Raw genomic sequence first — 22411 nt, 5'->3', positions numbered from 1 at the left:
TCGACCCAATTACTATTGAGTAGAATAGAATGTTTGAATAAACGAGCTAAGGCCGGTCGCAAATAGCTGATTTCTACATAATCGTCATTTCCAAAAGTTTCCCGAAAGTTTCTTATGTCTGTTTATCAACTTAAGTCCCGTTTCCAGAACTTGTTGAGACCTCTTGTCGTGCAGCTTGCAGCAAAAGGTGTGACGGCCAATCAGGTCACGATTGGAGCTGCACTGGTCTCAATTGTTCTTGGTGCTTTTCTTGGGCTGAACGGGAATGCGATCTGGTTTGCGCTGGTGCCGGTCTGGCTATTTCTGCGCATGGCGCTCAATGCAGTTGATGGTATGCTGGCGCGCGAACATGGTCAGAAGTCTATGCTTGGTGCCTATCTCAACGAGATCGGCGATGTGATTTCCGACGCGGCGCTCTATGCGCCTTTTGCAATCATCGCACCGTTTTCGGCGCTCTGGATTTTCGCGATTATCTTTATCGCAACCTTGACCGAATTTGTCGGTGTGACGGCAGCCTCGCTTGGATCAAGTCGCCGCTATGATGGTCCGATGGGCAAGAGCGACCGCGCTGTGGTCTTTGGTGTGCTTGGTGCCTGGATTGCCATTGATGGCATTCTGCCACAATGGATGTTCTGGTTGCAGCCTGTGATTTGTGCGCTTTTGATCCTCACCGTCATCAAGCGAATCCGTAATGGAATGAAAGAAGCCCCGAGCTCGTAAGATCGGGGCCTCATTCTGCATCAACTGCTCTCGGTTAATTAGTGTGCCGAAACAAAAGCCGACATGCTGGTAATCAGCAGCATGCCGACGGTTGCGCCTGCGTCCTGAAGACCGATGGTCTTTTCCTGAAAAGCTGCGGCCTTGCCGTGTTGGGCAACCATCGTTTTAGTCGCTTCAAGCGCATCTTCGGCAGCTTTGGCGGCGGCTGCAAGCGCATCAGTAAGTGATGCACCAGCTGCAGCTTGTGCTTCAAGCGTTACAGCGATTGGATCAAGCACATCGAGAAGTGTCTTGTCGCCAACCTTTGCCTTGCCGCGTTCGGCAATACCATCACGATAGGCGCGCCAGAAAGCGGCGATCTCCGCGGTGCCCAGCTCGTCGATACCGTCACAGGCCTTGCTTGCACGCAGGAAACCGGTTGCGGTCAGCGTACCCATGGTCGATGGCGCAACGCGCGCCATGGTGGTTCCAGCCGTGCGCAACAGCTTGGAAACACCAGCGGCTTCGCCTTCCGCATGGGCTGCTTCCGCAGCCGCTGCAAAGGCTTTGCTCATGGTGATGCCGAGATCGCTATCGCCAACCTTGCCGTCCAGCGCGATAAGGAATTCGCGCTGTTCTGCAAAAAGCTGCTTCCAGCTGTCGAAGAGATTGATCAGATCAGATGCTTTAATGACGTTCATGACTGCACCTCAACCTGCAAAATGCTTGAAGAATGGGGTGTTAGCGGAAGCAGCAACCAACGGCTCCAGTTCTTCATCCAGATGCAGCACGGAAACCGATGCGCCAGCCATTTCCATGGACGTGGCAAACTCGCCGATCCAGACATGCTTGACCTTGACGTCACGCTCATCAAACAGCTGCGAAACGCGGCGGAACATGATGTAAAGTTCTTCCAGTGGCGTGCCGCCGAGACCATTGACCAGCACGGCTACTTCATCGCCCTTGGCATAGGTCTGTTCGGCGAAAATGCGTTCCATCAGTTCGTCGATAACCGCATCTGCACTGGCAAGCTTCTTGCGGCTGATGCCGGGTTCGCCATGGATGCCCATGCCGATTTCCATTTCATCTTCGCCGATGGAGAAGGTTGCGTGACCGATTTCCGGCACAACGCAGCTCGAAAGAGCAACACCCATGGTGCGGGTGCGCAAACGTGCCTTGTCGGCAAGACGCGTCACTTCATCAAGCGACAGGCCGTTGGCGGCGGCGGCACCAGCTGCCTTATAGACAAAGAAGATACCGGCAACGCCACGACGCTTGTGTTCCTCACCGACAACCGAGGACGCCACATCATCATTGCCGACAACCTGCTTGACGGTAATGCCATCAAGATCGGCAAGTTCTGCAGCCATATCGAAATTGATAATGTCGCCGCTGTAATTGCCATAGATGTAGAGAACGCCAGCGCCCTGATCGATAGCCTTGGTGACCTGATACATCTGTTCCGAGCTTGGCGACTGGAAGACGCCGCCGACAGCCGCGCCATCGATCATGCCTTCGCCGATATAGCCCAAGAACAGCGGCAGGTGGCCGGAGCCGCCGCCTGTTGCAATGCCGACCTTGCCGGATTTGGTATTGGCTGTGACCATGCAACGCTTGTCATTATCGACAAAGGTAAGCTCGGGATGTGCCCGATAGATGCCTTCGAGCATCTCATCCACGAAATTGACGGGATCGTTCAGGAATTTCTTCATGATTTCCTCTTGAGAGTATCGGGTTATTTCTTGCGTTGGCGGGTGACGAAGAAGGCAGCAGCCAGCAGGATGAAGCAGCCGACGACGAGACGCTGCCATGTGCTGGGGATGCCGACGAGCACCAGAACACTGTTGATGACGGTGATGAGCAGAACACCGAGAAGGGTGCCGAAGACGGTGCCGGTGCCGCCGGTGATGCGTGCACCACCGAGAACCACGGCGGCGATAACGGCGATTTCGGTTCCAACGAAGTCGAACGGGCTCGACTGGCGATTGGCGCAGACATGGATGATGCCTGCAAGTCCGGCCAGACCACCTGCATAGCCGAACAGGAAGATATGGATGGTGCGCAGATTATAGCCGAGACGGCTTGCGATCTGGCTGTTACCACCCATCGCAAAAATCGCGCGGCCCATCAAAGTGCGGTTCAATATCCACCAGGTCAGGATTGCAGCCGCAGGCAGCACCAGAAAGTAGAATGGCATGGTGATGGTGGCGCCGGTTGCCGATTCAAACTGGAACAGTGGGAGGCGACCGAAAGCACCCATTGTCGGAGGCAGGGACATGATCCAGACCGTGCCGACGAAAGCCAGCAGGAAGCCACGGAAGAGATACTGCGTGCCGATGGTGACGATCAATGACGGCACATTGAGGTAATGCACCAGCAGACCGTTGAGAACACCAAGGAAAATGCCACCAGCAATCGCCATCAGAATGATGAAGATGATCGGCAGTTCCGGCATATAGGACTGCACCAGAAGCGTCAGCGAATAGACTGTCGTGGCGGCAATCGCCGTAAAGGAAACATCAATGCCGCCAGCGGCGAGAATGATGAAGACGCCAAGCGCAAACAGGCCCATCACCACACTGGCACGGCCAATATCGATCAGCGTCGAGGCTTGCAGGAATGCAGGGTTGATGATCGAGACAATCGTGCAGATTGCCACGAGCAGGAAGAAAGTGATCGATTCCGGGCGCCTGCGAATGAAGTCACCCAACCTGAAGGATTGGACTCGACCCAGATCCTGTTGATACTGCGACGCACTCATTAGGCAACTTCCTTCTGCGACGACATCATGGCTTGATAGAGCTGATCTTCGGTGGCCTGTGCAGCATCCAGTTCTGCGACGATGCTGCCTGAGTTCATGACGAGAATGCGGTCGGCATTCTGCAGAAGCTCCGGCAGGTCATCGCTGACGATGATGAGGCCCATGCCAGCTTCGGCCAGCGCCTGAATTGCGCGGTAAATCGTGTCTTTTGATCCCACATCGACGCCGACGGTCGGACCGTGCAGCACGAGCAGCTTCGGGCCAATGCTCAGCCAGCGACCAATCAAAACGCGCTGCTGATTGCCGCCCGAAAGCGCACCAACCGGCAGGTCGAGATTGGTTGTATTCAGCCGCATCTCTTTCATGAGCGAGGCGGCGATGTTGCGGCCCTGTTTCTGATCGACGATGCCAAGGCTGTTGCAGAGCTTTCTGAAGATCAGAGCGATCTCGTTTTGAAAGATCGACTTGTCAAGGAACAGACCTTCCGCAAGCCGGTCTTCCGGCACATAGCCAATGCCACGCTCGATGGCTTCCGCCGGGCTTTTAACTTCGGTCTTCTGACCTTCGAGGCGGATTGAGCCGGAATGCGCAGGCGCTACGCCGGTGATTGCCATGGCCAGCTCGTTGCGTCCGGAATCTGCAAGGCCGGTAATGCCGAGGATTTCACCCTTACGAAGGGTAAAGCCAATGTCCTTGAAGCCCGATGCGGTAAGGCTGTCGAGTTTAAGCAGTTCGGCATCGCCGGGCTGTGCCGTGCGATAGCGCTCGGCATCAATTTCTCTGCCGATCATCAGCTCGGAGAGCTGCTTTTTGGTGTAGTTTTCGATCGGGCCCTGTGCAACGCACTGGCCATCGCGGAAGACAACCGCATTACCGCCGATGCGATAGCATTCATCAAGCTTGTGGGTGACGAAAAGTACGGCGACGCGCTCAGCGCGCAGGCGTTCAACGACTTCAATCAGATTATCCACTTCGCGACGGGTCAGCGATGTGGTCGGCTCATCCATGATGACAAGCTTGGCGCGCGTTGCAATGGCGCGGGAAATGGCAACCAGCTGGCGCATGGCAAGCGGCAGCTCGGAAACGATTGTGTTCAGAAAGGCTTTGTCGGTTGGCAGGCCAACCGTGCTCAATGCCCGTTCTGCAGTCTCGCGGAGCTGCGAAAGCTTGACGCTACGGAACAGTCGGCCATTGCCTTCAACGAGCTGCTCATTCAGCGCAACGTTTTCAGCGACAGTCAGATTGGGGATAAGCGACAGATCCTGATAGACGGTTTCGATACCGGCTGCCAGCGACTGGATCGGGTTCAGCGAAGTATAGGTTTTGCCATCGAGAATGATCTCGCCTTCGCTGGGAGCGTGTGCGCCGGACATGATCTTGATGACCGTGCTCTTGCCGCAGCCATTTTCACCCAACAGGTGGTAGGCCTGGCCAAGATCGATTGTCAGATCAATGCCGCGCAGCGCGTGAACGCCGCCAAACCGCTTATGGATGTTGCGCAGTTCGAGAAAACGATCCGGAGACCGGTCGTTGCTCGTCCCATTCTTCGTCGTAGTTGACACGTTAAATTCCTTTGTCGCCGCACCGCTCGCCAAAGCGATTGGGCTGGCTGTAGGACCGGTTGGCTTTCGTTCGCCACGCGCTAATGTCTTGATTTTTTGATGGTTTGTTTGGTCCAGGTGCCCGGATGCAGCGGGGGCTGCATCCGGGTTTTTGAAACCATCGCGCGAGGCTGAACGATGTCCGCACACGATGGTCAGGCAACCTGTGCGAAACGACTAGAACAGGTGTTCCTTGTAGGTCGCCTTGTCAGCAATCACCATGCCGTTGCCGATCACGAGAAGGCCTTCACCGGCACCCTTCTTAACGCTGACTTTATTATAGCCTTCAACGCCGAGATCGGTGCCTTCCGTAACTTCCTTCTTTTCGAGCAGTAGCTTGGCAACCGCATTCATCGCCATGCCAGCCTTCTGCGGATCCCAGAAGCCGATTGCGGTGATGGCGCCGGATTCAAGAAGATCTGCCGACGGGTTCGGAAGGCCGGTGCCGACGAGGCAAACCTTGCCGCTCAAGCCGGCTTCGTCGATTGCACGGCCAACGCCGAGAACGTCGTTACCGGCAGAAGTCTGGAAGCCCTTCAGGTCAGGATGCTTGCGCAGGATTTCCTTGGCCTTTTCATAGGTGCCGTTGGCATCGTCGAAGGATTCGTTGTTCGGATCGACGAGCTGCATGTCAGCATATTTCTTGGCATTTTCTTCAGCCGAGCCAACCCACTGCATATGCGTACGGCTACCGAGCGAGCCAACGAAAGTGGTCCACTTGCCACTCTTGCCCATGCATTCTGCGAGACGCTCATTGAGTGCTGTGCCGTAATCGGCATTATCGAAGGCTTCGACGTCAGCCATCGTGTTGACCTGGTTGTCAGCTTCGTGCGTCACAACAATGATGCCACGTTCCATGGCGCGCTTGAAGGTGCCTTCAAGAACAGCCGGATCCATTGGGACGACTGCAAGTGCGTTAACGCCCTTGGCAACGAGGTCCTGTACAATCTGAAGCTGCTGTGCGGCGTCTGCCGTTGCTGGTCCGCTCTGCGTAGCGACCACATCAGGATTGGCCTTCTGGTAGGCTTCAACGCCTGTGTTCATACGGTCGAACCAAGGAATGCCACTGATCTTGACGACCGTTGCGATAACCGGCTTTTCCTGTGCGACGAGCGCACTTGCGCTGCCAGCGACAATCGCTGCGCCAATGACGGTTCCAGCGAGCAGTTTCTTCGTTACTGATTTCATGATTTCCTCCACGCTAACATTCCCCCAATGTCTATGTTCGGGTGCCTGAGGGTTGAGCACCGATGTTTCCCTTTTGGCGATTGCCGAGGGTAAAGAATCCCGCGATGTCGTATTTGCCGATTGCAAGGAAGGCGAGCAGCAGCAAGCCCCAGGCGAAATCGCGGACGAAGTTGGAAAGGCCGCCGAAGTTGAGCAGGCTGGACATAAGCTGCAAAGCAATAGCGCTCAGCACCACGCAGATGACACGGCCATAACCACCTTCAGGCTTCACGCCCGCCATGACGGCGATGAGAATGGCGACCAGCAGATACGAGCTGCCATAGTCGAACTTCACGTTGACGTTGCGTGCTGCAATGATGATGCCTGCAATCGCTGCCAGAAATCCGCTCGTTGCATAGGTCGCAATCAGCACGCCATTGCGCGGGAAACCAGCGAAGACAGCGGCTTTCGGATTGGTGCCCATCAGCATCAGCCAGTAGCCGTATGGGGTAAAGCGCACGACCGCTGCGATCAGCAACGCGACTGCGATAAAGATCAGGAAGCTGATAGGAACCGCCAGAAACATGTCGTTGCCGATGCGCGACAGCAGGTCCGGGCTGCCGACCATGACAGCGCGACCGCCAGAGACAACAACGGCAAGACCCGTAAACGCCATCTGCGTGCCAAGCGTGCAGAGGATCGGGGTGATGTTGAAGCGCGCAATCAGGATTCCATTGACGATGCCGCCCGCAAGACCGATCACCAGTGCCAGTCCAATGAAGGCAAGGCTGAAGCCAAGCTGGTTTTCGGCGCTTGAGATGAACATCGAAACGATGACGGCTGAAAGCACACCGGAAAGGTTGGCCAGCGCAATACCCGAAAGATCGATCCCGCCATTGCCAGCGCACATAGCCAGCATGACGCCGATTGCCAGCAACCCGAGTTCAGGCACCTGACCCGCCATCGACTGCAGATTGAACAGGGATAGGAAAGATCCTCCCGAAATATACGCGCCAAGCACGAGCAATCCGAGATTGATGACAACAAGCATAGCAAGCTGATTGCTTGTTTTCTGCATGGTCTCCTCCTCCCATGTTTAGTAAACAAAACTGTTATTCACTAAATAAATGAACATAAGCTTGGGGGTTGTCAAGCGCATTGTCGGGGAATTATGGTTGCCTAACACAGGGAATTACCCTAATCGTTTTAAATCACAGCGCTTCTGTTTACTAAACGACAACTCAGTTTGCCCCCAATATCGAAGTGTCACCCGGAAAACATGAAAAAGAAAAAGTCCTTTACGATCAGAGATATTGCCGAGAACGCAGGTGTTTCGCCCGCAACGGTTTCGCTTGTTCTGAATGGCAAAGGCGAGATTTCAGGAGAAACGCGAGCGCGCGTTCTTGAGTCGGTATCCCGCCTCAATTATGTGCCGCGCGCGGCCAAAACCGGGACGGGCGGTGGGGAGACCATCCGCTTTCTGAAGATTGCCAAGCATGGTGAAACAGTTAATCGCGATCACAGCATTTTCGTCTCTGATTATATTGATGGCATGTCGTCGGAAGCGACGCGCCGCAACTACACGCTTGAAGTGGTCAGTTTTGAAGGGCAGCCGATCAGTGCGGTTGCTGAATCGCTGGCTGGTGCACCGATCCGAGGCGTGATCGCGCTTGGGACCGAGCTTTCGGCGGCAGATATCCACATGATTCAGGGGCTCGGTCTGCCCACGGTTTTCATCGATACGTTTTATGAAGTCATTGAAGCCAACTTCGTCGACATGAACAATGAGGATGCCGTCTTCAAGGTTCTGTCACGTTTCAAGCAACTTGGCTTTTCGCGGATTGGTTTTGTTGCCAGTCATACTGAAACGACGAATTTCCGTCTTCGCCGCGATGCGTTTTTCAAGAATATGCAACGTCTGGACCTGAACGTTCAGGAGCGTGACATTCTCTCGGTCGAATCGACTTATGAGGGTGCGCATCGTGATACCTGTGCGATGCTGCATTCGGGGCTCGATCTGGCCGAGTGCTATTTCTGCACGAATGATATCATCGCCTATGGCTTCATTCGGGCGTTGAAGGGCAAAGGCCTTCGTATTCCAGACGACGTTTCTGTCATCGGCTTCGATAATTTGCCGCAAAGTGCGACCATGGAGCCGGGTCTCACAACCGTTGAAGTCTCCAAGCGCAAGATCGGCAATCTTGCTGTGACTGTTCTGGACGATCTGATCAACACAGCTGAAACGCAGCCGCCTGTCAAAATCCTGGTGGGTGCGAACCTGGTTATCAGATCGAGCGATTCCGGCGTTGCTGTAAAGGCCGTGACCCCAAAAGCAGACGCGTTTACGAGCTAATCCCGTAAAAATAGTCCATGAATTTTGATCGGTGGTGGGCGCAAGCCGACCGCTGATTTCGCACGTCTTTTTGTCTCTCTTTGCTCCTTGAGATCAATCAACTCCTCCGGCGCTTTGTTCAAAGTGCCGCGTGGGCGGCTATCCACACCTCCCCATCGAGTAGATAATTACTCTTGTAATTCTAATTATACATCTGTATTCAAGAGTCGAGTTCGCTATGGGCTGGAGGCAGAGGAGCCTTCCCGGGTGATCTTTCAAGCAGTCAGACGGGAGGAAGTTTCGTCTGATTTCCAAGGGAGGAATATATGAAAAAGCTTGCTTTGCTGGCGGCTGTTGCTGCCTTTTCGTTACCTGTTTCGGTCATGGCGCAGGACGCGCCGGGTACTGTCAAAAAAGACAGCTATCGCTTCGTCATCGTGCCAAAGGTTGTTCATCCCTGGTTCGATAAGGTGAATGAAGGCGCGCAGCAGGCCGCTGCCGCCCTTAAGGCGCAGACCGGCGCCAATGTTGAAATCGTCTACTCAGCACCACAGAGCGCAGACGTTGTTCAGCAGAACCAGATTATCGACAGTGCACTTGCAACCCGTCCGGACGGTCTCGCACTCGATCTGCTCGATCCATCGGGCAATCGCGCCTCGCTTGAAGAAGCGCAGAACCAGAAAGTTCCGCTGGTGCTGTTTGATTCCGTGCCGCCTGAAGGCATGAGCATCACCCATATCGGTTCAGATTTCTGCGAGCAGGCCAAGATTGCTGCCCGTCGTCTGGTCGAAGTGCTGGGCGGTGAAGGCGAAGTCGCAATCATGATGGGCGTGCCAACTGCACCAAACCATTCGATCCGCGCTGATTGCCATCGCGAAGTGTTCAAAGAACATCCGGGCATCAAGGTCGTTGCTGAAGGCATCGACAATGACAGCATCGAAATCGCGCAGCAGCAGGCAGCGGCCATTATGCAGGCCAACCCGAACCTCAAGGGCTGGGTTGCTTCGGATGCGGCTGGCCCGATTGGTATCGGTCAGGCAATCGTTGAAGCTGGCAAGCAGGGCAAGGTTACGCTGGTCGGTCTCGACAATCTGCCGGAAATGCTCGAAATGATCCGCAATGGTGTGGCTGACAGTTCGTCCGCTTCGCAGCCTGAACTTCAGGGTTACTGGTCGGTGATGACGCTCTGGGCACAGGCAACCGGTGCTCCGGTTCCGGGTTATATCGACACCGGCAATGCATTCCTGACCAAGGAAAATGTAGGCAACTGATCTGATCCCGTTCAGGTCCGATCTTGTTGCAGGAGCACGGGTTCTCCCGTGCTCCATTCTTTCCTGTCCTATCGGCTTTGACCGGCAGCATGCCGGACACGCACCGATAGTTTTCCAAGGTGTCCATCATGGCTTATCTTGAAACAAGCGGATTAGGCCGGGACTTTCCGGGCGTAACCGCGCTGGATGGTGTTGACCTGAAAATCGAGCTGGGTCGCACGCATATTCTTGCTGGCGAAAACGGCGCCGGTAAATCCACACTTGTAAAAATTCTGACCGGAACCGACAGCGCTTCGCGCGGTCAGGTGCTGATCGATGGCCGCGATCCGGTTGCCGATCCTTCGCTCTATAAGAATGTCGCTTATGTTCCGCAGGAGCTGACGCTGTTCCCACAGATGAGCGTTGCGGAAAACCTGTTCATGCCGTTTAACCGAACAGGCCATGGCGGCTTTATCGTCAACCGCAAGGCGTTGATGGAAGAAGCGAAATCCTATCTCGACCGTTTCGGCATTGAGGCGCGACCAGACGATCTGGTTGCGAATATTTCCGTGTCTGATCAGCAGCTTCTGCAGATTGCACGTGCCTGCACCAATGAACAGATGAAGGTACTGATCCTTGATGAACCGACTTCATCGCTGACGCGTGTTGAAGTCGAGCGTGTCTTCAAGGTCATTCGTGGTCTTCTTGACCGCGATCATGCGATTGTTTTCATCAGCCACAAAATGGAAGAAGTCTTTCAGATCGGCGATGATTATACGGTTCTTCGTAATGGTACGAAGATTGAAAGCGGCCATATCAAAAACGTCACCGAATCCGATCTGATCCGCGCCATGTCTGGCCGCGATCTTTCCTTTGACGAACATTTCCGCCCGTCCAAGCCTACCACTGAAACCATTATGGAAGTGCGCGGGCTTTCGGGATCGCGTTTTGAAGACATCAGTTTTGATCTTCGCAAAGGTGAGATTCTCGGCTTCGCCGGTCTGGTCGGAGCAGGACGCTCCGAAGTGATGCAGACGATCTTCGGTTTTCTCAAAGCCAAAGCAGGCACCGTGAAGGTCGAAGGCGAAAGCTGGACACTCAACGATACATCGCGCTCGGTTTCAAGCGGCATGCTCTATCTTTCCGAAGAGCGAAAACATCACGGCATTCTGCCGTTACTGTCGCTGCGCGAGAATATTGGTATTTCGGTGCTGTCGCTGACCAGCGGCAAGCTGGGCATCAGCGATAGTCGTGAGCGCAATATCGTGCAGAAGATCATCGATGATTACGGTATCCGCACGTCCGGAATGGGCAAGCGCATCTCGCAGCTTTCCGGCGGTAATCAGCAGAAGGCGATTATCGGCCGCTCAATGGCCACGCGCCCGCGCGTGCTGATCTTTGATGAGCCGACCAAGGGCATCGATATCCGTACCAAATCCGAGATTTATCGCATCATGAAAAATCTCGCCGAAGAAGGCGTGGGCGTCATCCTCGTCTCCTCGGAACTCAACGAATTGCAGAAATGCGCAAGCCGTATCATCACAATGCATAACGGCCATATCACCGGTGAGTTCTCCACCACCGATACCAACAATGAAACACTCGTGGGCGCGATCTTTGGAACAGAGGTAAAAGCCGATGCAAACTAACCCCCTTTCCAATCTCATTCGTACGCCGCTTGCCGGTGTCTTTATTGCCCTGCTGGTGATCTTTGCCCTTTCGGCAATCCTGTCGCCATACTTCCTGACGCCTTACAATCTGTCAGTTGTTGCTCGTGGTCTGGCCTTTGTTGGCCTCATCACGATTGCCCAGTCGATGCTGATGGTGCTGGGTGAGCTTGATCTGTCACTCGGCGTGATTGGTGGGCTGAGCGGCGTTGTTTCCGGTATTTTAATGATGCGGATGGGTTTTGAACCCTATAGCGCAATGTTCCTCGCGATTTTGCTTGGGCTTTGCCTTGGACTTTTCAACGGCTTCCTCGTCACCTTCCTCCGCCTACATTCGCTGGTGCTGACTATCGGTACGGCGGGCATCTTTGGCGGCGCCAATCTGGTGCTGACGCGCGGCGTTGCCATCACTGGTATCCCACGTGAAGTGCATTTCCTTGGTCGTGGCGATCTCTTTGGCATTCCGGTGCCATTCATCATCATGTTTTTTGTACTGTTGATAGCGACCTTCGTGATGCTGAAAACACCGTTCGGTCGTTACATGTATGCCATCGGCAACAACCGCGACGGCGCCCGTATGCTGGGTATTCGTGTGGATCGTGTACGTCTCATGGTGTTCGGCGCTGCCGGTGCTATTGCAGGTCTTGCAGGTGTGCTGATGGTTGCGCGTCTTGGTACGGCACAGCCGTCGATTGGCGACAGCTGGGTTCTGGCTCCAATTGCTGCTTCCGTCATTGGTGGCGTTGCCACAACAGGTGGTATCGGTAGCCCGATTGGCGCGATCCTCGGTGCAGGTATCATCGCTATTATTGAAAACATTATCGTTCTGTTTGGTGTCTCTCCCTATTGGCAGGGCATTGTTTCGGGTGCAATCGTCGTGCTGGCAATCTCGTTTGATGCCATATCGCGTCGTTATCTGCGCCGGGATGCCCATTGATCAAGCGACGCGTTTAAGAAAGTTAAAACTATGAGTGAACAAGTCAAAACCAAAAAGCTGATCAACGCGCCGGAAAACATCATTGCAGAAATGATCGAAGGCATGGTCGGCGCGCATCCCGACATTCTGCGCGTTGAAGGCGAAACGGGCCGCGCGGTTGTTGCAGTCGATGGTCCGCGTGAAGGCAAGGTTGGCATCGTTGTGGGCGGCGGTTCTGGTCACGAACCAGCCTTTGCGGGTTATGTCGGTCGCGGTCTTGCGGATGCAGCGGCGGTGGGCAATGTGTTTGCTTCGCCATCGCCTGCCCATATTGCAGAAGCGGCACGGGCTGCGGATGGCGGCGCTGGCGTGCTGATGCTCTATGGCAATTACACCGGTGACGTTCTCAATTTCACCATGGCTGCGGAAGAACTCGCGCAGGATGGCATGGACGTGCGCCATGTCGCTGTTGCGGACGACGTGGCGTCGGCTCCGCTTGATCGCAAGTCGGAGCGTCGCGGCATTGCCGGTGATTTCTTCGTGTTCAAGGTTGCAGGTGCTGCTGCTGATCTGGGTGAACCTCTGTCGCGTGTTGAAGCGCTGGCGCAGGCAGCCAACGAGGCCACCCGGTCGATGGGCGTGGCATTGAGCCCTTGCTCGCTGCCACAGACGGGAAAGCCGAATTTCACCATCGGCGACGATGAGATGGAAATCGGCATGGGCCTGCACGGCGAACCGGGCATCCGCCGCCAGAAGCTCGCGCCTGCCGATGAAGTGACCGACGAACTGATGGCCTCGGTTGTGGAAGAACTGGCGCTCAAGGCGGGGAACCGCGTTGCGGTTTTGGTCAATGGCCTTGGTGCGACCACGCATATTGAACTTTACCTGATCTTCCGTCGCGTGAAACAGATTCTGGATGGTAAGGACGTTCAGATCCATGCCTCATGGGTCGGTGAATATGCGACGTCGCTCGAAATGGCTGGTGCGTCGGTGACGCTGATGAAGCTCGATGCAACCTTGCAGGCGCTTCTGGATCATCCATGTCATACGCCAGCGCTGACCGTTGGTGCTGTGCAGGCAGGCGACCGCGAGCCGACGTCGCACCGCAAGGCTGCACGCGCAGCCGAACACAAGGAAACGGCATCGGACGCGCCGCGCGCACTCATCACCGATGGTGATGTGACGCCCGCGCTTTTCAAGGCGATGATGATGAATGTCGGCAACCAGATCATTGCCGAGAAGAACTGGCTATCGGAACTCGACGGCGTAATTGGTGACGGTGATCACGGCATCACCATGGAAATCGGCTGGAAGGCTGTTCAGCATGCGCTCGAAGATGAGCAGGGCGACGAAACCATTGAAGCCATTTGCAAGCGCATGGCCAAGGCGTTTCTGGATGCCGTTGGCGCTTCGTCGGGTCCGCTTTATGCGACAGCGTTCCTGCGCGCAGGCACGGCCGTCAGCAACCGTCTGAACCTTGACGGGAACGGCATGACCGAATGGCTTGCAGCGGCCTCGCAAGGCATCCAGGATCGGGGCCGAGCCGAGCCGGGCGACAAGACGATGATTGATGCGTGGGTGCCAGCTGTTGAAGCTGCAACTGCGGCGGCCGGAAACGGTAAATCGACGCTGGAAGTGCTGATTGCGGCACGCGATGGTGCCGAAGCTGGCATGAAGGCGACAGCTGCAATGGAATCTCGACGCGGACGTTCAGCGAAGCTTGGCGAGCGTTCAATCGGCCACATCGATCCGGGTGCGGCCTCGACATTCGTCACGTTGCGCGCCATGACCGAAACGCTTCAAGCCAAGGCTTAATCAAATAGAACAGGGGCCGTATCTTAAAGCGGCCCCTGTAATAGCGCGCGCGCCACGCCTTCATTGGTGACGAGGCGATTGACATAACCACCGCGCAGAATGGCACGGATAATCGGGATTTTATTCAGCCCGCCCGAAACCAGAACGGATGCTGGTTTAAGCTTGAGCTTGTCCGGCGGGAGGGCAATGATTGAATCATTGAGGAAATGGTCGATCGGGCGCCCCTGAGCATCAAGAAAATATCCCAGAAACTCTCCAACGGCTCCAAGTTTCAGCACCGCATCAAGATTGTCCTTTACGACGCGAATATGCGTGAGCGATGTTTCCGAGGTCAGCGGTCCGCAGGATACGAGGCCGATGTCGGCGATTTCAGTTCTGGCGAGCACGTCCGTCAGCTCGTCGCTCAACAGGATCGCATTGCGGCTTTCGCGATTGGCGCAGTAAATCGGTGCGGTCAGATAGTGACACTCGACGCCAAGCGCACGGGCAAAATCTGTCGCAACTTCAAATGTGTTGGTTGATGAGCCGCTGGTGACGCCACCGGTCAGCCCAACCACCCAGCTTTCGGGCTTGGGTTTCGCACGCAAACTCCGCACAGCAAAGCTCAGTGTTCGCCCGGACGCTATTCCTACACCCATGTCGCGCCCATCAATCAGCTCGCCAGCCATGGTTCCGGCAGCTTCACCAATAACGCGCTTTTGCTCCAGAAAATCGTCAAGATCAGGAACAACCACTGCATCTGCGAGGCCATAGCGCGCTGCGACTTTTTCTGCCAGTTCAACACAATCCGACAGTGGCAGGCTGACGCTGATCTGGATCTGGCCGGACTCCCGCACCTGTCCAATGATTTTATTGACCTTTAGCCGGGTAATGTTGAGCCGCTGCGCAATTTCCTGCTGGGTCTGGCCACCGATGAAGTAAAGCCAGGCGACGCGCGCGCGCTCCTGTTCTTCATCGACTGACACGAAATTCTCGTTCATTCACTGGCCCTTAACAATCACGCGTGCGGCAGAATACCCTTGTGAGAGAATGCTGCAAAGCATCAAATCCCGCGCTCTTTATAATACGCATCTTGTTCGAAAATCGTTTCACCCTTTTCGGGATGTGTTTCTAACTCATTTCATAAGTGGGGGGCGGGCCGCAACGAATTTTGACAAAGCGGGATATTATTTGTGGTCTGTTGAGGCTGAATATTTCACAGCTTTTGTATCCGAATTTAACTTGACTAAAACTATCATGTTAACTAGAAGTTGCGGCGGGGGAAATCCCTGACGGCGGGTAATGTCATGTATAACAAAGATAGTCAGAAGTCGGCGCTCCATCGTTTTGTCGAAGGGGACGGATTCTGGGTAGCCTATGCTGGTTTATTTGCGGTGATTGTCATCGTCGCAAATCTTTACCTTTGAAAATTGTCAGTCTGTAAACTGCAATGTTTGCAGGCCGACCACGCATATCAGCAGCAAGCAATAGCTCTCAGGTAGCCAGCCACTGATTTCCACTTTTGCGAGGAAACAGTGAAGAAAATACACTCCAAACACTACGGCATTCTTTTAATCGGCGTGGCGTACAGCGCGTTCATGATGGGCACGATCGCGTCTCATGCGCAATCAGTCAGCGCTACTCAGCGGAATGCAGAAGCGAGCGACAAGCCTCAGGAAAAGAAGGCGCCGGGCGCAGTCGAACTTCAGCCGATCATCATCAGCGCTGGTATCGATATGGACGCACCTTATCTGACGCCGGGCGGTGTCAGTGTTATCGATGGCAATATCGTTCAGGAAAAATATGGCGGTGATGCGAACGCGATTGTTCGTTCCATGCCGGGCACATTCACACGCATATCATCAAGCCAGCCGGGTGTGGCGGTCAACATTCGTGGCTTTGAATCGGATGGTCGCGTCAACACCATGATCGATGGTGTCCCGCAAATGTTCAGAAATACGGCGGGCCACGCGTCAACGGGCGGCGAATTGCTTTACATCGATACGAACCTTTTGGCAGGCGTGGGTGCAGAGCGTGGTGCCGTCAATGGCGCGCATGGCATGGGTTCCCTTGCAGGTGCCGTCAACTTCAGAACCATTGATTTCGAAGACGTTGTTCTTGAAGGACAGGATCAGGGCGTCAAGACTATCATGAAGGCTGGGAATAATGGCTATGGCCTTTCGGGGATGATTGCCGGTGGAGCGCGGACAAATATTCCGGGGTCTGGAACGGCGTCGATCATGGGTGCGTTCAGCTATAGCGACCATGAGAATTACCGAAGAGGCGATGGTGTCTATAATACGCCTGACGCCAGCAATAAGCCGGGTTCAGGATTGCTGAAGTTCCATTTCCAGCCTGACGATGTGCATGATCTGAAGCTTGGTGCGCGCTGGTACAAGAACAACTTCCTGGTTTCAGGTTATGAGTGGGGTGTAACGAATTCCACTTACACCGCCAACTATACCTATAACCCTGACAATGACTGGATCGATCTGAAGATCAACGCTTATTATAATCGCACGGACATGTCTTATGACCCCACAACTGGTGGCTCATACCGGCAGCGTCAGACGCGGGACAACGGCTATGGGTTCGATGTGACCAATACGAGCCGCTTCGACATTACGGACGAGCTTAGTGTCCGGTGGGAATACGGTGCGGCCTATTCCTCCGACGACTACAAAGTCAACAACTACCGCGGTGCAAATCCTCCCGGCAGAATGCAGAAGGCGCGTGCTTTTACTGATATTACCTTGTCGCAAGGTATTTTCGAATTGAGCACAGGGCTGAATTACGATTATTGGACGCTGAGCGGGCATCAAAGCCCATGCACGGCCAATGTTGGTTTCTGCCCGCCAACAGGCGGTAATGTGGATGTTTCGCGCAATGAAAATGCGCTCAACCCTAAGATCACTCTGTCTGCAAAGCCGGTCGACTGGCTGCAGCCCTATGTGACCTATGCCCATACTTTCAGGCCGCCATCAGCGCGAGAAGCGCTTTGGGCACTGGTTCCGATTGGCGCTGGCATCGGTGGTGGCCAGTTTTCCAATTTCTATCTCGATCCCGAAAAATCCAAGGGATGGGAATTTGGGACTAATGTCATCAAAGACGATCTGCTGATCGCAGGCGACGCGTTGCGGTTAAAGGTCAATTACTTCCGATATGATATCGAAAATTACATCGTGAACAATCTCATGACCTTGCCAGGCGATCCTTATGAAAGGGCGATCTGGGTCAATGTACCCGGGACCACGAAGTCGCGGGGCTTCGAGATCGAAGGCGGATACGATGCGCGATTTGCCTATGTGAACCTCTCTTATACCCACGCAAGCAATGATCAACCGGTTGGCTGGGGTGCAGGCATCGGCAATGGCGACTCGACATTTCTGCCTGAAGATTATGTCACCGTCGATGTCGGCGTCCGGGCACTTGAAGAAGCCTTAACGGTTGGCGGGACAATGAACCATGTCGGCGGTAGCCGTTATGCTGTTGGATTTGGCGATACTGAGAAAAAGGAAGCCTATACGCTTTACAACCTCTATGCCTCCTACAAGTTCAATAAGCACGCGACTGCTTTCATGAATGTCGAGAACCTGACGGATGTGGCTTACAGCCCGGCAGTATCGGGCGAAATGGCAGAAAAGACTGGTCGCGGCCGTACCTTTATGGTCGGCCTCACGACACAATTCTGATCTGTTTCAAATGAGAAAATCAAATGGCTGGATCATTCCAGCCATTTGAGCCTATGCGCGATAGGCCTGGTCACTGTGACCTTCATACCAGGATTGCCGTCGAGTTCTTCCATCGCTGCGCTTTTCAAAGGCGCTTCATTTTCCAGCGTCACCCTCGGTTCACTGAATAATGCATAACCCGGGCCAATCCCGGCATGAACGGTTGGCGCATCCTGAAACAGCGCTTGCAATCAGGATCATGCAAATGGCTATAGCCAGAGGTTTCATACTTCCTCCCATTTTTCGATGACTGATCCTCACCATAGCTTGATTCCGATTCTACACAACAAGCTCTCGCGGGGGGTATTGAAACATCAACCGCTCAGCGGATGGTTGAGTTGCCTGGACCACCGAACGATTTTCCCTGCAAACCTGATGATGACGATATCGATAATCTGGAATATGCGATCAAGTTTTATGCAACGGAGCGAAGCATGGAGCACGTCTTGAAACAAATGGCGATAACCATTCTCCCGGTCATCGTCGCTATACGAAAACACTCTGAAGATTTGGGCCTGTTCCACAAGTGAGGTTCAGTGAACCTGAAGAGGACCATTCGTTAGTCTCTCTGGTTCTATCCAACATGTTGTAATGTTTGGGGGATCGAATGGTGGGCGTAACAGGGATTGAACCTGTGACCCCTACAATGTCAATGTAGTGCTCTCCCGCTGAGCTATACGCCCATTCGATGTGGCGCATACACCATATCACGCTGCGCCCGTCAATGCTCTTTTTTGAAGTTTATTCGTCTTTGTTGTTGAATAGCTTATCGAGGCCGGGAAAGCCGCTGATCGCCTTAGGCGGCGATCAGCATTTTTTCGATTTCATTCACCAGGTCACGCAGGTGGAAAGGCTTGGAAAGCACTTTCGCATCGCGCGGCGCGTCCGAATCGGGGTTGAGTGCGACTGCTGCGAAGCCGGTAATGAACATGATCTTGAGGTCTGGGTCTATTTCGGTCGCGCGGCGTGCGAGCTCGATGCCATCCATCTCCGGCATGACGATATCGGTCAGCAGCAGCGAGAATGGTTCTTCGCGCAGCCTTTCATAGGCGCTGGCGCCATTGTCGAAATGGGTGACGTGATAGCCCGCTTTTTCCAGTGCTTTCACGAGGAAGCGACGCATATCGTTGTCGTCTTCAGCTAGCAGAATTCTTTTCATTGGTCCGTCCGAATTTCATGTCGTTCGTTCGCGCATTTCGGCGCAGGTAACGACTCAGCTCTCGCACTAGAAAACGCGTTTTTGGTAAATATGAAATGAATGCTCGCGCAAATGTTAATTGTTATGGCCACTGTTTGGCAACAAGCTGTTATGTGTTACAGCTTTTTATAGTTTTGCGAGCCAGTCCATAGAGGGAGAGGCGGGTTTTGCAATTTCGGGTATTGTATCTGGCCGGACTGACATAAGATGCTGCTTTTAAAGCAAAACTATCATTTGGCCGGTCGAAAAAAGCAGTCAAGACGGGTTGAAGTATGAGTCTGGAACGTGATTTTCATCTGATACCCCCTTATGAGGTCTGCGCGCCTGCGCAGCAGCGAATTCCCTTCGTTTTTAATTCGCCTCATAGCGGACGCGCCTACCCCAAGTCGTTTCTTGAAGAATCACGGCTCGACTCACTGGCGATTCGGTTCTCAGAAGATTGCTATGTTGATGAGCTTTTTGCAGACGTGCCGCGTTTGGGTGCGCCTTTGCTTAAAGCGCATTTCCCCCGCGCATTTCTCGATGTGAATCGCGAACCCTTTGAACTTGATCCGCGTATGTTCGTGGAGCCGCTGCCGCCTTTTGCGAACAGCCAGTCTGCACGCGTGGCAGGTGGTCTTGGAACCATTCCGCGTCTGGTTGGCGAGGGGCAGCTCATTTATCCGGGGCGCATATCGCTGCAGGAAGCCTTCTATCGGATTGAAGACCTCTATAAGCCATATCACAATACGCTCGATACTCTGTTGCAGACGACCCATGAACGTTTTGGCTATTCGGTGCTTATCGATTGCCATTCCATGCCGGGCGGCACGCGATCAGGTGATATCGGCGGGCGGCCCGATTTCATCATTGGTGATCGTTTTGGCCGCTCTTGCAGTGAACAGTTGACGCAAGCTGCTATCGAACTGCTTCAGGGGCTTGGCTATACGGTTGCGCATAACAAGCCCTATGCCGGCGGCTTCATCACCGAGCATTATGGCAGACCAGCAGCGGCTTGCTATGCTTTGCAGATCGAGATCAATCGCAGCCTCTATATGAATGAGCAGAGCTTGCAGAAGCTGGTTGGTTTCGATGCGCTTTGTGCCGACCTCTATCAGTTTCTGAGCGATCTGACATCGTTGCCGGATGAGCTTCTGGTCGTGCCGCCGCTTGCAGCTGAATAACAATTCACGCTTTTCAATCGCCGAAGGTTGCGGAACATCTCACATAAAATGCTGATAAAAAGAGCCGCGCTCCTATGAAGAAAGCGCGGCCAAAGACTAGGGAGGAAATGCCCCGAAAGGCACCGACAGGACAGCCTGTCTGACCTTTAAGCTACGCTGCAAAGCCTTATGCGTCAAGGAATTACGCATAAATTTTGAGCTAAAAAATAGACGGCTCAAATTATGGGCAATATTAGTACGGGTTGCATATTAATGCATCATCTTATGGAAATGGGAGATTGGGATTGCTGATCGATAGGGCATTTTTTTCCGAAGTCGCTTCGGTGGCTGCAGCTGAAACCTTGCCGCGATTCCGCCAGTTCACGGCGATCGACAATAAATATACCTCTGGATTTGATCCGGTGACGGAAGCTGATCGCGCAGCGGAGCGTGCGATTCGTGCGGTGATCGGGCGCGAGTTTCCAGACCATGGCATTCTTGGCGAAGAATATGGCCCGGAAAACATTGATCGCAGTCATGTATGGGTCATCGATCCGGTTGACGGCACGCGTGCCTTCATATCCGGCCTGCCAGTGTGGGGAACGTTGGTTGGCCTGACAGTCGAGGGGGATGCCAAGGCTGGGATGATGTCACAGCCTTTTACGGGTGAGCTGTTCTACAGCGACGGTGACGGTTCTTATCTGGTGCGTGATGGTGGAGAGCAACGTCGACTGGCAGTGCGTTCTCAGGCAAAGCTTGAAGACGCGACCATGTTCACGACAACGCCCGCGCTCTTCAAGGGGGATCTGCGTAAAGGTTTTGACCGACTGGAAAGCTCGGTGCGCCTGTCGCGTTATGGTGTCGATTGCTACGCTTTTGCCATGCTTGCAGGTGGCTTTGCCGATATCGTGGTGGAAGCGGGCCTCCAGCCTTATGACATCGTGGCACTGATCCCGATTATCGAGCAGGCAGGTGGTATTGTTACGCAACGCGATGGTGGTCCGGCAGAAAGGGGCGGCGATATTGTTGCCGCTGCATCTCCCGCGCTGCATCAGGCGGCGCTTGAACTTATAAACGGGTAACTACGTCTGATCGGGATTTGCAGGTTCTGTGGTTTCTGGTGGCGCATCAATTTCCGAGGTTCCGGGAATGAAAGCATCAAAAGCCGCCAGAACCTGCTCCCGGTAGAAGTCGGCTTCCTGCAATAATTCATGGCGTCCGCCATCGACGACGACCAATGAGATATTGCGCGTGCTTGCAGCAAATCGCTCGATTGCCGGAGTGGAAACCACCCGATCGGCACCCGCCGCGATTATCAGCACAGGGATTGCCGGACCCTTATAAAAATCGGGCCGGTTGATGAGGGATGCGGTTTCAAGTGCACCCGCAAGCCAACGCACTGTGGGACCACCAAGTGCCAGATCAGGATTGTTGCGAACAACTTCCATATTGCGTGTAAAGCGCGCCGGATCGCTGGTCAGTGGATTGTTGGCGAAAGGCCGGTCAATCATCTTTCGCCCTGCTGCAGCATAAAGCCTGCCGAAGCCGAACCAGCGCAGACCTGTCGTGATGCGGCGCATCTTGTCATCGCTGGACTTCGATCCCCCAAGCCCCATCAATGGTGCACAGAGCACCATACGGGTAATTCGCGAAGCAAGCTTCGGTATCGACGAATAAGCAATCAAAGCCCCCGCGGAGTGGGCAAAGATATAGAAGGGCGGCGGGCAGTCGGGCAGAACAACATCTGTCAGAAACTGGTCGAGATCGCCGGTGTAATCGCTGAAACGACCGACATAGCCGCGCAGGCGATCCTTGAGCAGCCTGTGCGAACCGCCCTGACCACGCCAGTCGAGGGTGGCGACGGTGAAGCCCCGATCTGAAAGGTCGGACATGGTCTCGAAATATTTCTCGATAAACTCGTTGCGACCTTGCAGCAGTACGACCGTGCCGCGTGACGGCTTGGTTTGCGACTTGAGGAGCGCATAGCGCAAGCTCTTGCCGTCCCGTGTTTCAAGCATGCCAGATCGCGTTCCCGGCGGTATGGGGTTCGCATCGGTCTCAAAAAGAAAATCTGGCATTCAAGCTTTTGTCCCAAGTTACATTCTGCACCGCAATATAATGGGATAAAGGATGATAAAAAGTAACCGGAAGTT

At 54.2% G+C, this 22411-nt stretch carries 19 protein-coding genes and 1 tRNA gene; 9 read left to right on the top strand and 11 right to left on the bottom strand.

What is annotated here, in order from left to right:
* Nucleotides 1–114: 114 nt before the first annotated feature.
* A complete protein-coding gene (locus ACSME1_RS12495; RefSeq protein ID WP_024896002.1) occupies nt 115–720 on the top strand; it encodes a CDP-alcohol phosphatidyltransferase family protein in 606 nt (201 codons plus the stop codon).
* 38 nt (nt 721–758) lie between these two features.
* On the opposite strand, the gene ACSME1_RS12490 is transcribed toward ACSME1_RS12495, so the two are convergent.
* The 6 genes from ACSME1_RS12490 to ACSME1_RS12465 all read right to left on the bottom strand — a co-directional run bounded on the left by ACSME1_RS12490 (nt 759) and on the right by ACSME1_RS12465 (nt 7306).
* A complete protein-coding gene (locus ACSME1_RS12490) occupies nt 759–1400 on the bottom strand; it encodes a dihydroxyacetone kinase family protein (protein WP_024896001.1) in 642 nt (213 codons plus the stop codon).
* Nucleotides 1401–1409: 9 nt separating this feature from the next.
* Nucleotides 1410–2411: a dihydroxyacetone kinase subunit DhaK gene (locus ACSME1_RS12485; RefSeq protein WP_024896000.1), complete on the bottom strand. Its 1002-nt coding sequence runs from the start codon at nt 2409–2411 to the stop codon at nt 1410–1412.
* Between the two features lie 23 nt (nt 2412–2434).
* Complete coding sequence (locus tag ACSME1_RS12480) at nt 2435–3460, bottom strand: ABC transporter permease (RefSeq protein ID WP_024895999.1); 1026 nt, start codon at nt 3458–3460, stop codon at nt 2435–2437.
* A complete protein-coding gene (locus tag ACSME1_RS12475) occupies nt 3460–5022 on the bottom strand; it encodes a sugar ABC transporter ATP-binding protein (RefSeq protein ID WP_024895998.1) in 1563 nt (520 codons plus the stop codon). The genes ACSME1_RS12480 and ACSME1_RS12475 overlap by 1 nt, the downstream gene beginning before the upstream one ends.
* 216 nt (nt 5023–5238) lie before the next feature.
* Nucleotides 5239–6249, bottom strand: coding sequence for a substrate-binding domain-containing protein (locus ACSME1_RS12470; RefSeq protein WP_024895997.1), 1011 nt, complete (start codon nt 6247–6249; stop codon nt 5239–5241).
* 31 nt (nt 6250–6280) lie between these two features.
* Nucleotides 6281–7306, bottom strand: coding sequence for an ABC transporter permease (locus ACSME1_RS12465; protein ID WP_024895996.1), 1026 nt, complete (start codon nt 7304–7306; stop codon nt 6281–6283).
* A gap of 201 nt (nt 7307–7507) precedes the next feature.
* On the opposite strand from ACSME1_RS12465, the gene ACSME1_RS12460 reads away from it, so the two are divergent.
* The 5 genes from ACSME1_RS12460 to dhaL all read left to right on the top strand — a co-directional run bounded on the left by ACSME1_RS12460 (nt 7508) and on the right by dhaL (nt 14208).
* Nucleotides 7508–8581 (top strand): LacI family DNA-binding transcriptional regulator, encoded by a 1074-nt coding sequence (locus ACSME1_RS12460; RefSeq protein WP_024895995.1) that lies wholly within the window; start codon nt 7508–7510, stop codon nt 8579–8581.
* 305 nt (nt 8582–8886) lie between these two features.
* Entirely contained in the window at nt 8887–9831 is a 945-nt protein-coding gene (locus ACSME1_RS12455) for a substrate-binding domain-containing protein (RefSeq protein WP_024895994.1), read from the top strand.
* Nucleotides 9832–9959: 128 nt separating this feature from the next.
* Nucleotides 9960–11459 carry a sugar ABC transporter ATP-binding protein gene (locus tag ACSME1_RS12450; RefSeq protein ID WP_024895993.1) on the top strand — a complete coding sequence of 500 codons (1500 nt, stop codon included), beginning with the start codon at nt 9960–9962 and terminating at the stop codon, nt 11457–11459.
* Entirely contained in the window at nt 11449–12414 is a 966-nt protein-coding gene (locus ACSME1_RS12445; protein ID WP_024895992.1) for an ABC transporter permease, read from the top strand. Before ACSME1_RS12450 ends, ACSME1_RS12445 begins: the two co-directional genes overlap by 11 nt.
* 30 nt (nt 12415–12444) lie before the next feature.
* Nucleotides 12445–14208 carry a dihydroxyacetone kinase subunit DhaL gene (gene dhaL / locus ACSME1_RS12440; protein ID WP_024895991.1) on the top strand — a complete coding sequence of 588 codons (1764 nt, stop codon included), beginning with the start codon at nt 12445–12447 and terminating at the stop codon, nt 14206–14208.
* A gap of 23 nt (nt 14209–14231) precedes the next feature.
* Here dhaL and ACSME1_RS12435 read toward each other — a convergent pair whose 3' ends face one another.
* Nucleotides 14232–15188, bottom strand: coding sequence for a sugar-binding transcriptional regulator (locus ACSME1_RS12435; RefSeq protein ID WP_024895990.1), 957 nt, complete (start codon nt 15186–15188; stop codon nt 14232–14234).
* 597 nt (nt 15189–15785) lie between these two features.
* Between ACSME1_RS12435 and ACSME1_RS12430 the strand changes: the two genes are divergently transcribed.
* Nucleotides 15786–17879 (top strand): TonB-dependent receptor domain-containing protein, encoded by a 2094-nt coding sequence (locus tag ACSME1_RS12430; RefSeq protein ID WP_321194005.1) that lies wholly within the window; start codon nt 15786–15788, stop codon nt 17877–17879.
* Between the two features lie 32 nt (nt 17880–17911).
* On the opposite strand, the gene ACSME1_RS12425 is transcribed toward ACSME1_RS12430, so the two are convergent.
* The 3 genes from ACSME1_RS12425 to cpdR all read right to left on the bottom strand — a co-directional run bounded on the left by ACSME1_RS12425 (nt 17912) and on the right by cpdR (nt 19077).
* Nucleotides 17912–18109, bottom strand: coding sequence for a hypothetical protein (locus ACSME1_RS12425; RefSeq protein WP_024895988.1), 198 nt, complete (start codon nt 18107–18109; stop codon nt 17912–17914).
* Between the two features lie 417 nt (nt 18110–18526).
* Nucleotides 18527–18601, bottom strand: a tRNA-Val gene (locus ACSME1_RS12420).
* A gap of 113 nt (nt 18602–18714) precedes the next feature.
* Nucleotides 18715–19077 (bottom strand): cell cycle two-component system response regulator CpdR, encoded by a 363-nt coding sequence (cpdR, locus tag ACSME1_RS12415; RefSeq protein ID WP_007877205.1) that lies wholly within the window; start codon nt 19075–19077, stop codon nt 18715–18717.
* Nucleotides 19078–19388: 311 nt separating this feature from the next.
* Here cpdR and ACSME1_RS12410 point away from each other — a divergent pair, with 311 nt between their 5' ends.
* Nucleotides 19389–20279, top strand: a complete 891-nt coding sequence (locus ACSME1_RS12410; RefSeq protein WP_024895986.1) for an N-formylglutamate amidohydrolase — start codon at nt 19389–19391, stop codon at nt 20277–20279.
* A 284-nt stretch (nt 20280–20563) separates the two neighbouring features.
* Nucleotides 20564–21340, top strand: a complete 777-nt coding sequence (gene hisN / locus ACSME1_RS12405; protein WP_100557411.1) for a histidinol-phosphatase — start codon at nt 20564–20566, stop codon at nt 21338–21340.
* On the opposite strand, the gene ACSME1_RS12400 is transcribed toward hisN, so the two are convergent.
* Nucleotides 21341–22336: an alpha/beta fold hydrolase gene (locus ACSME1_RS12400; protein WP_024895984.1), complete on the bottom strand. Its 996-nt coding sequence runs from the start codon at nt 22334–22336 to the stop codon at nt 21341–21343. It abuts the gene before it with no gap.
* Nucleotides 22337–22411 lie beyond the last annotated feature (75 nt).

The sequence above is a fragment of the Brucella pituitosa genome, assembly GCF_965577835.1.
GTDB classification, from domain to species: Bacteria; Pseudomonadota; Alphaproteobacteria; order Rhizobiales; family Rhizobiaceae; genus Brucella; species Brucella pituitosa.
The sequence above is the reverse complement of the archived record's forward strand: the minus strand, read 5'-3'. Positions and strand labels throughout refer to the sequence as shown.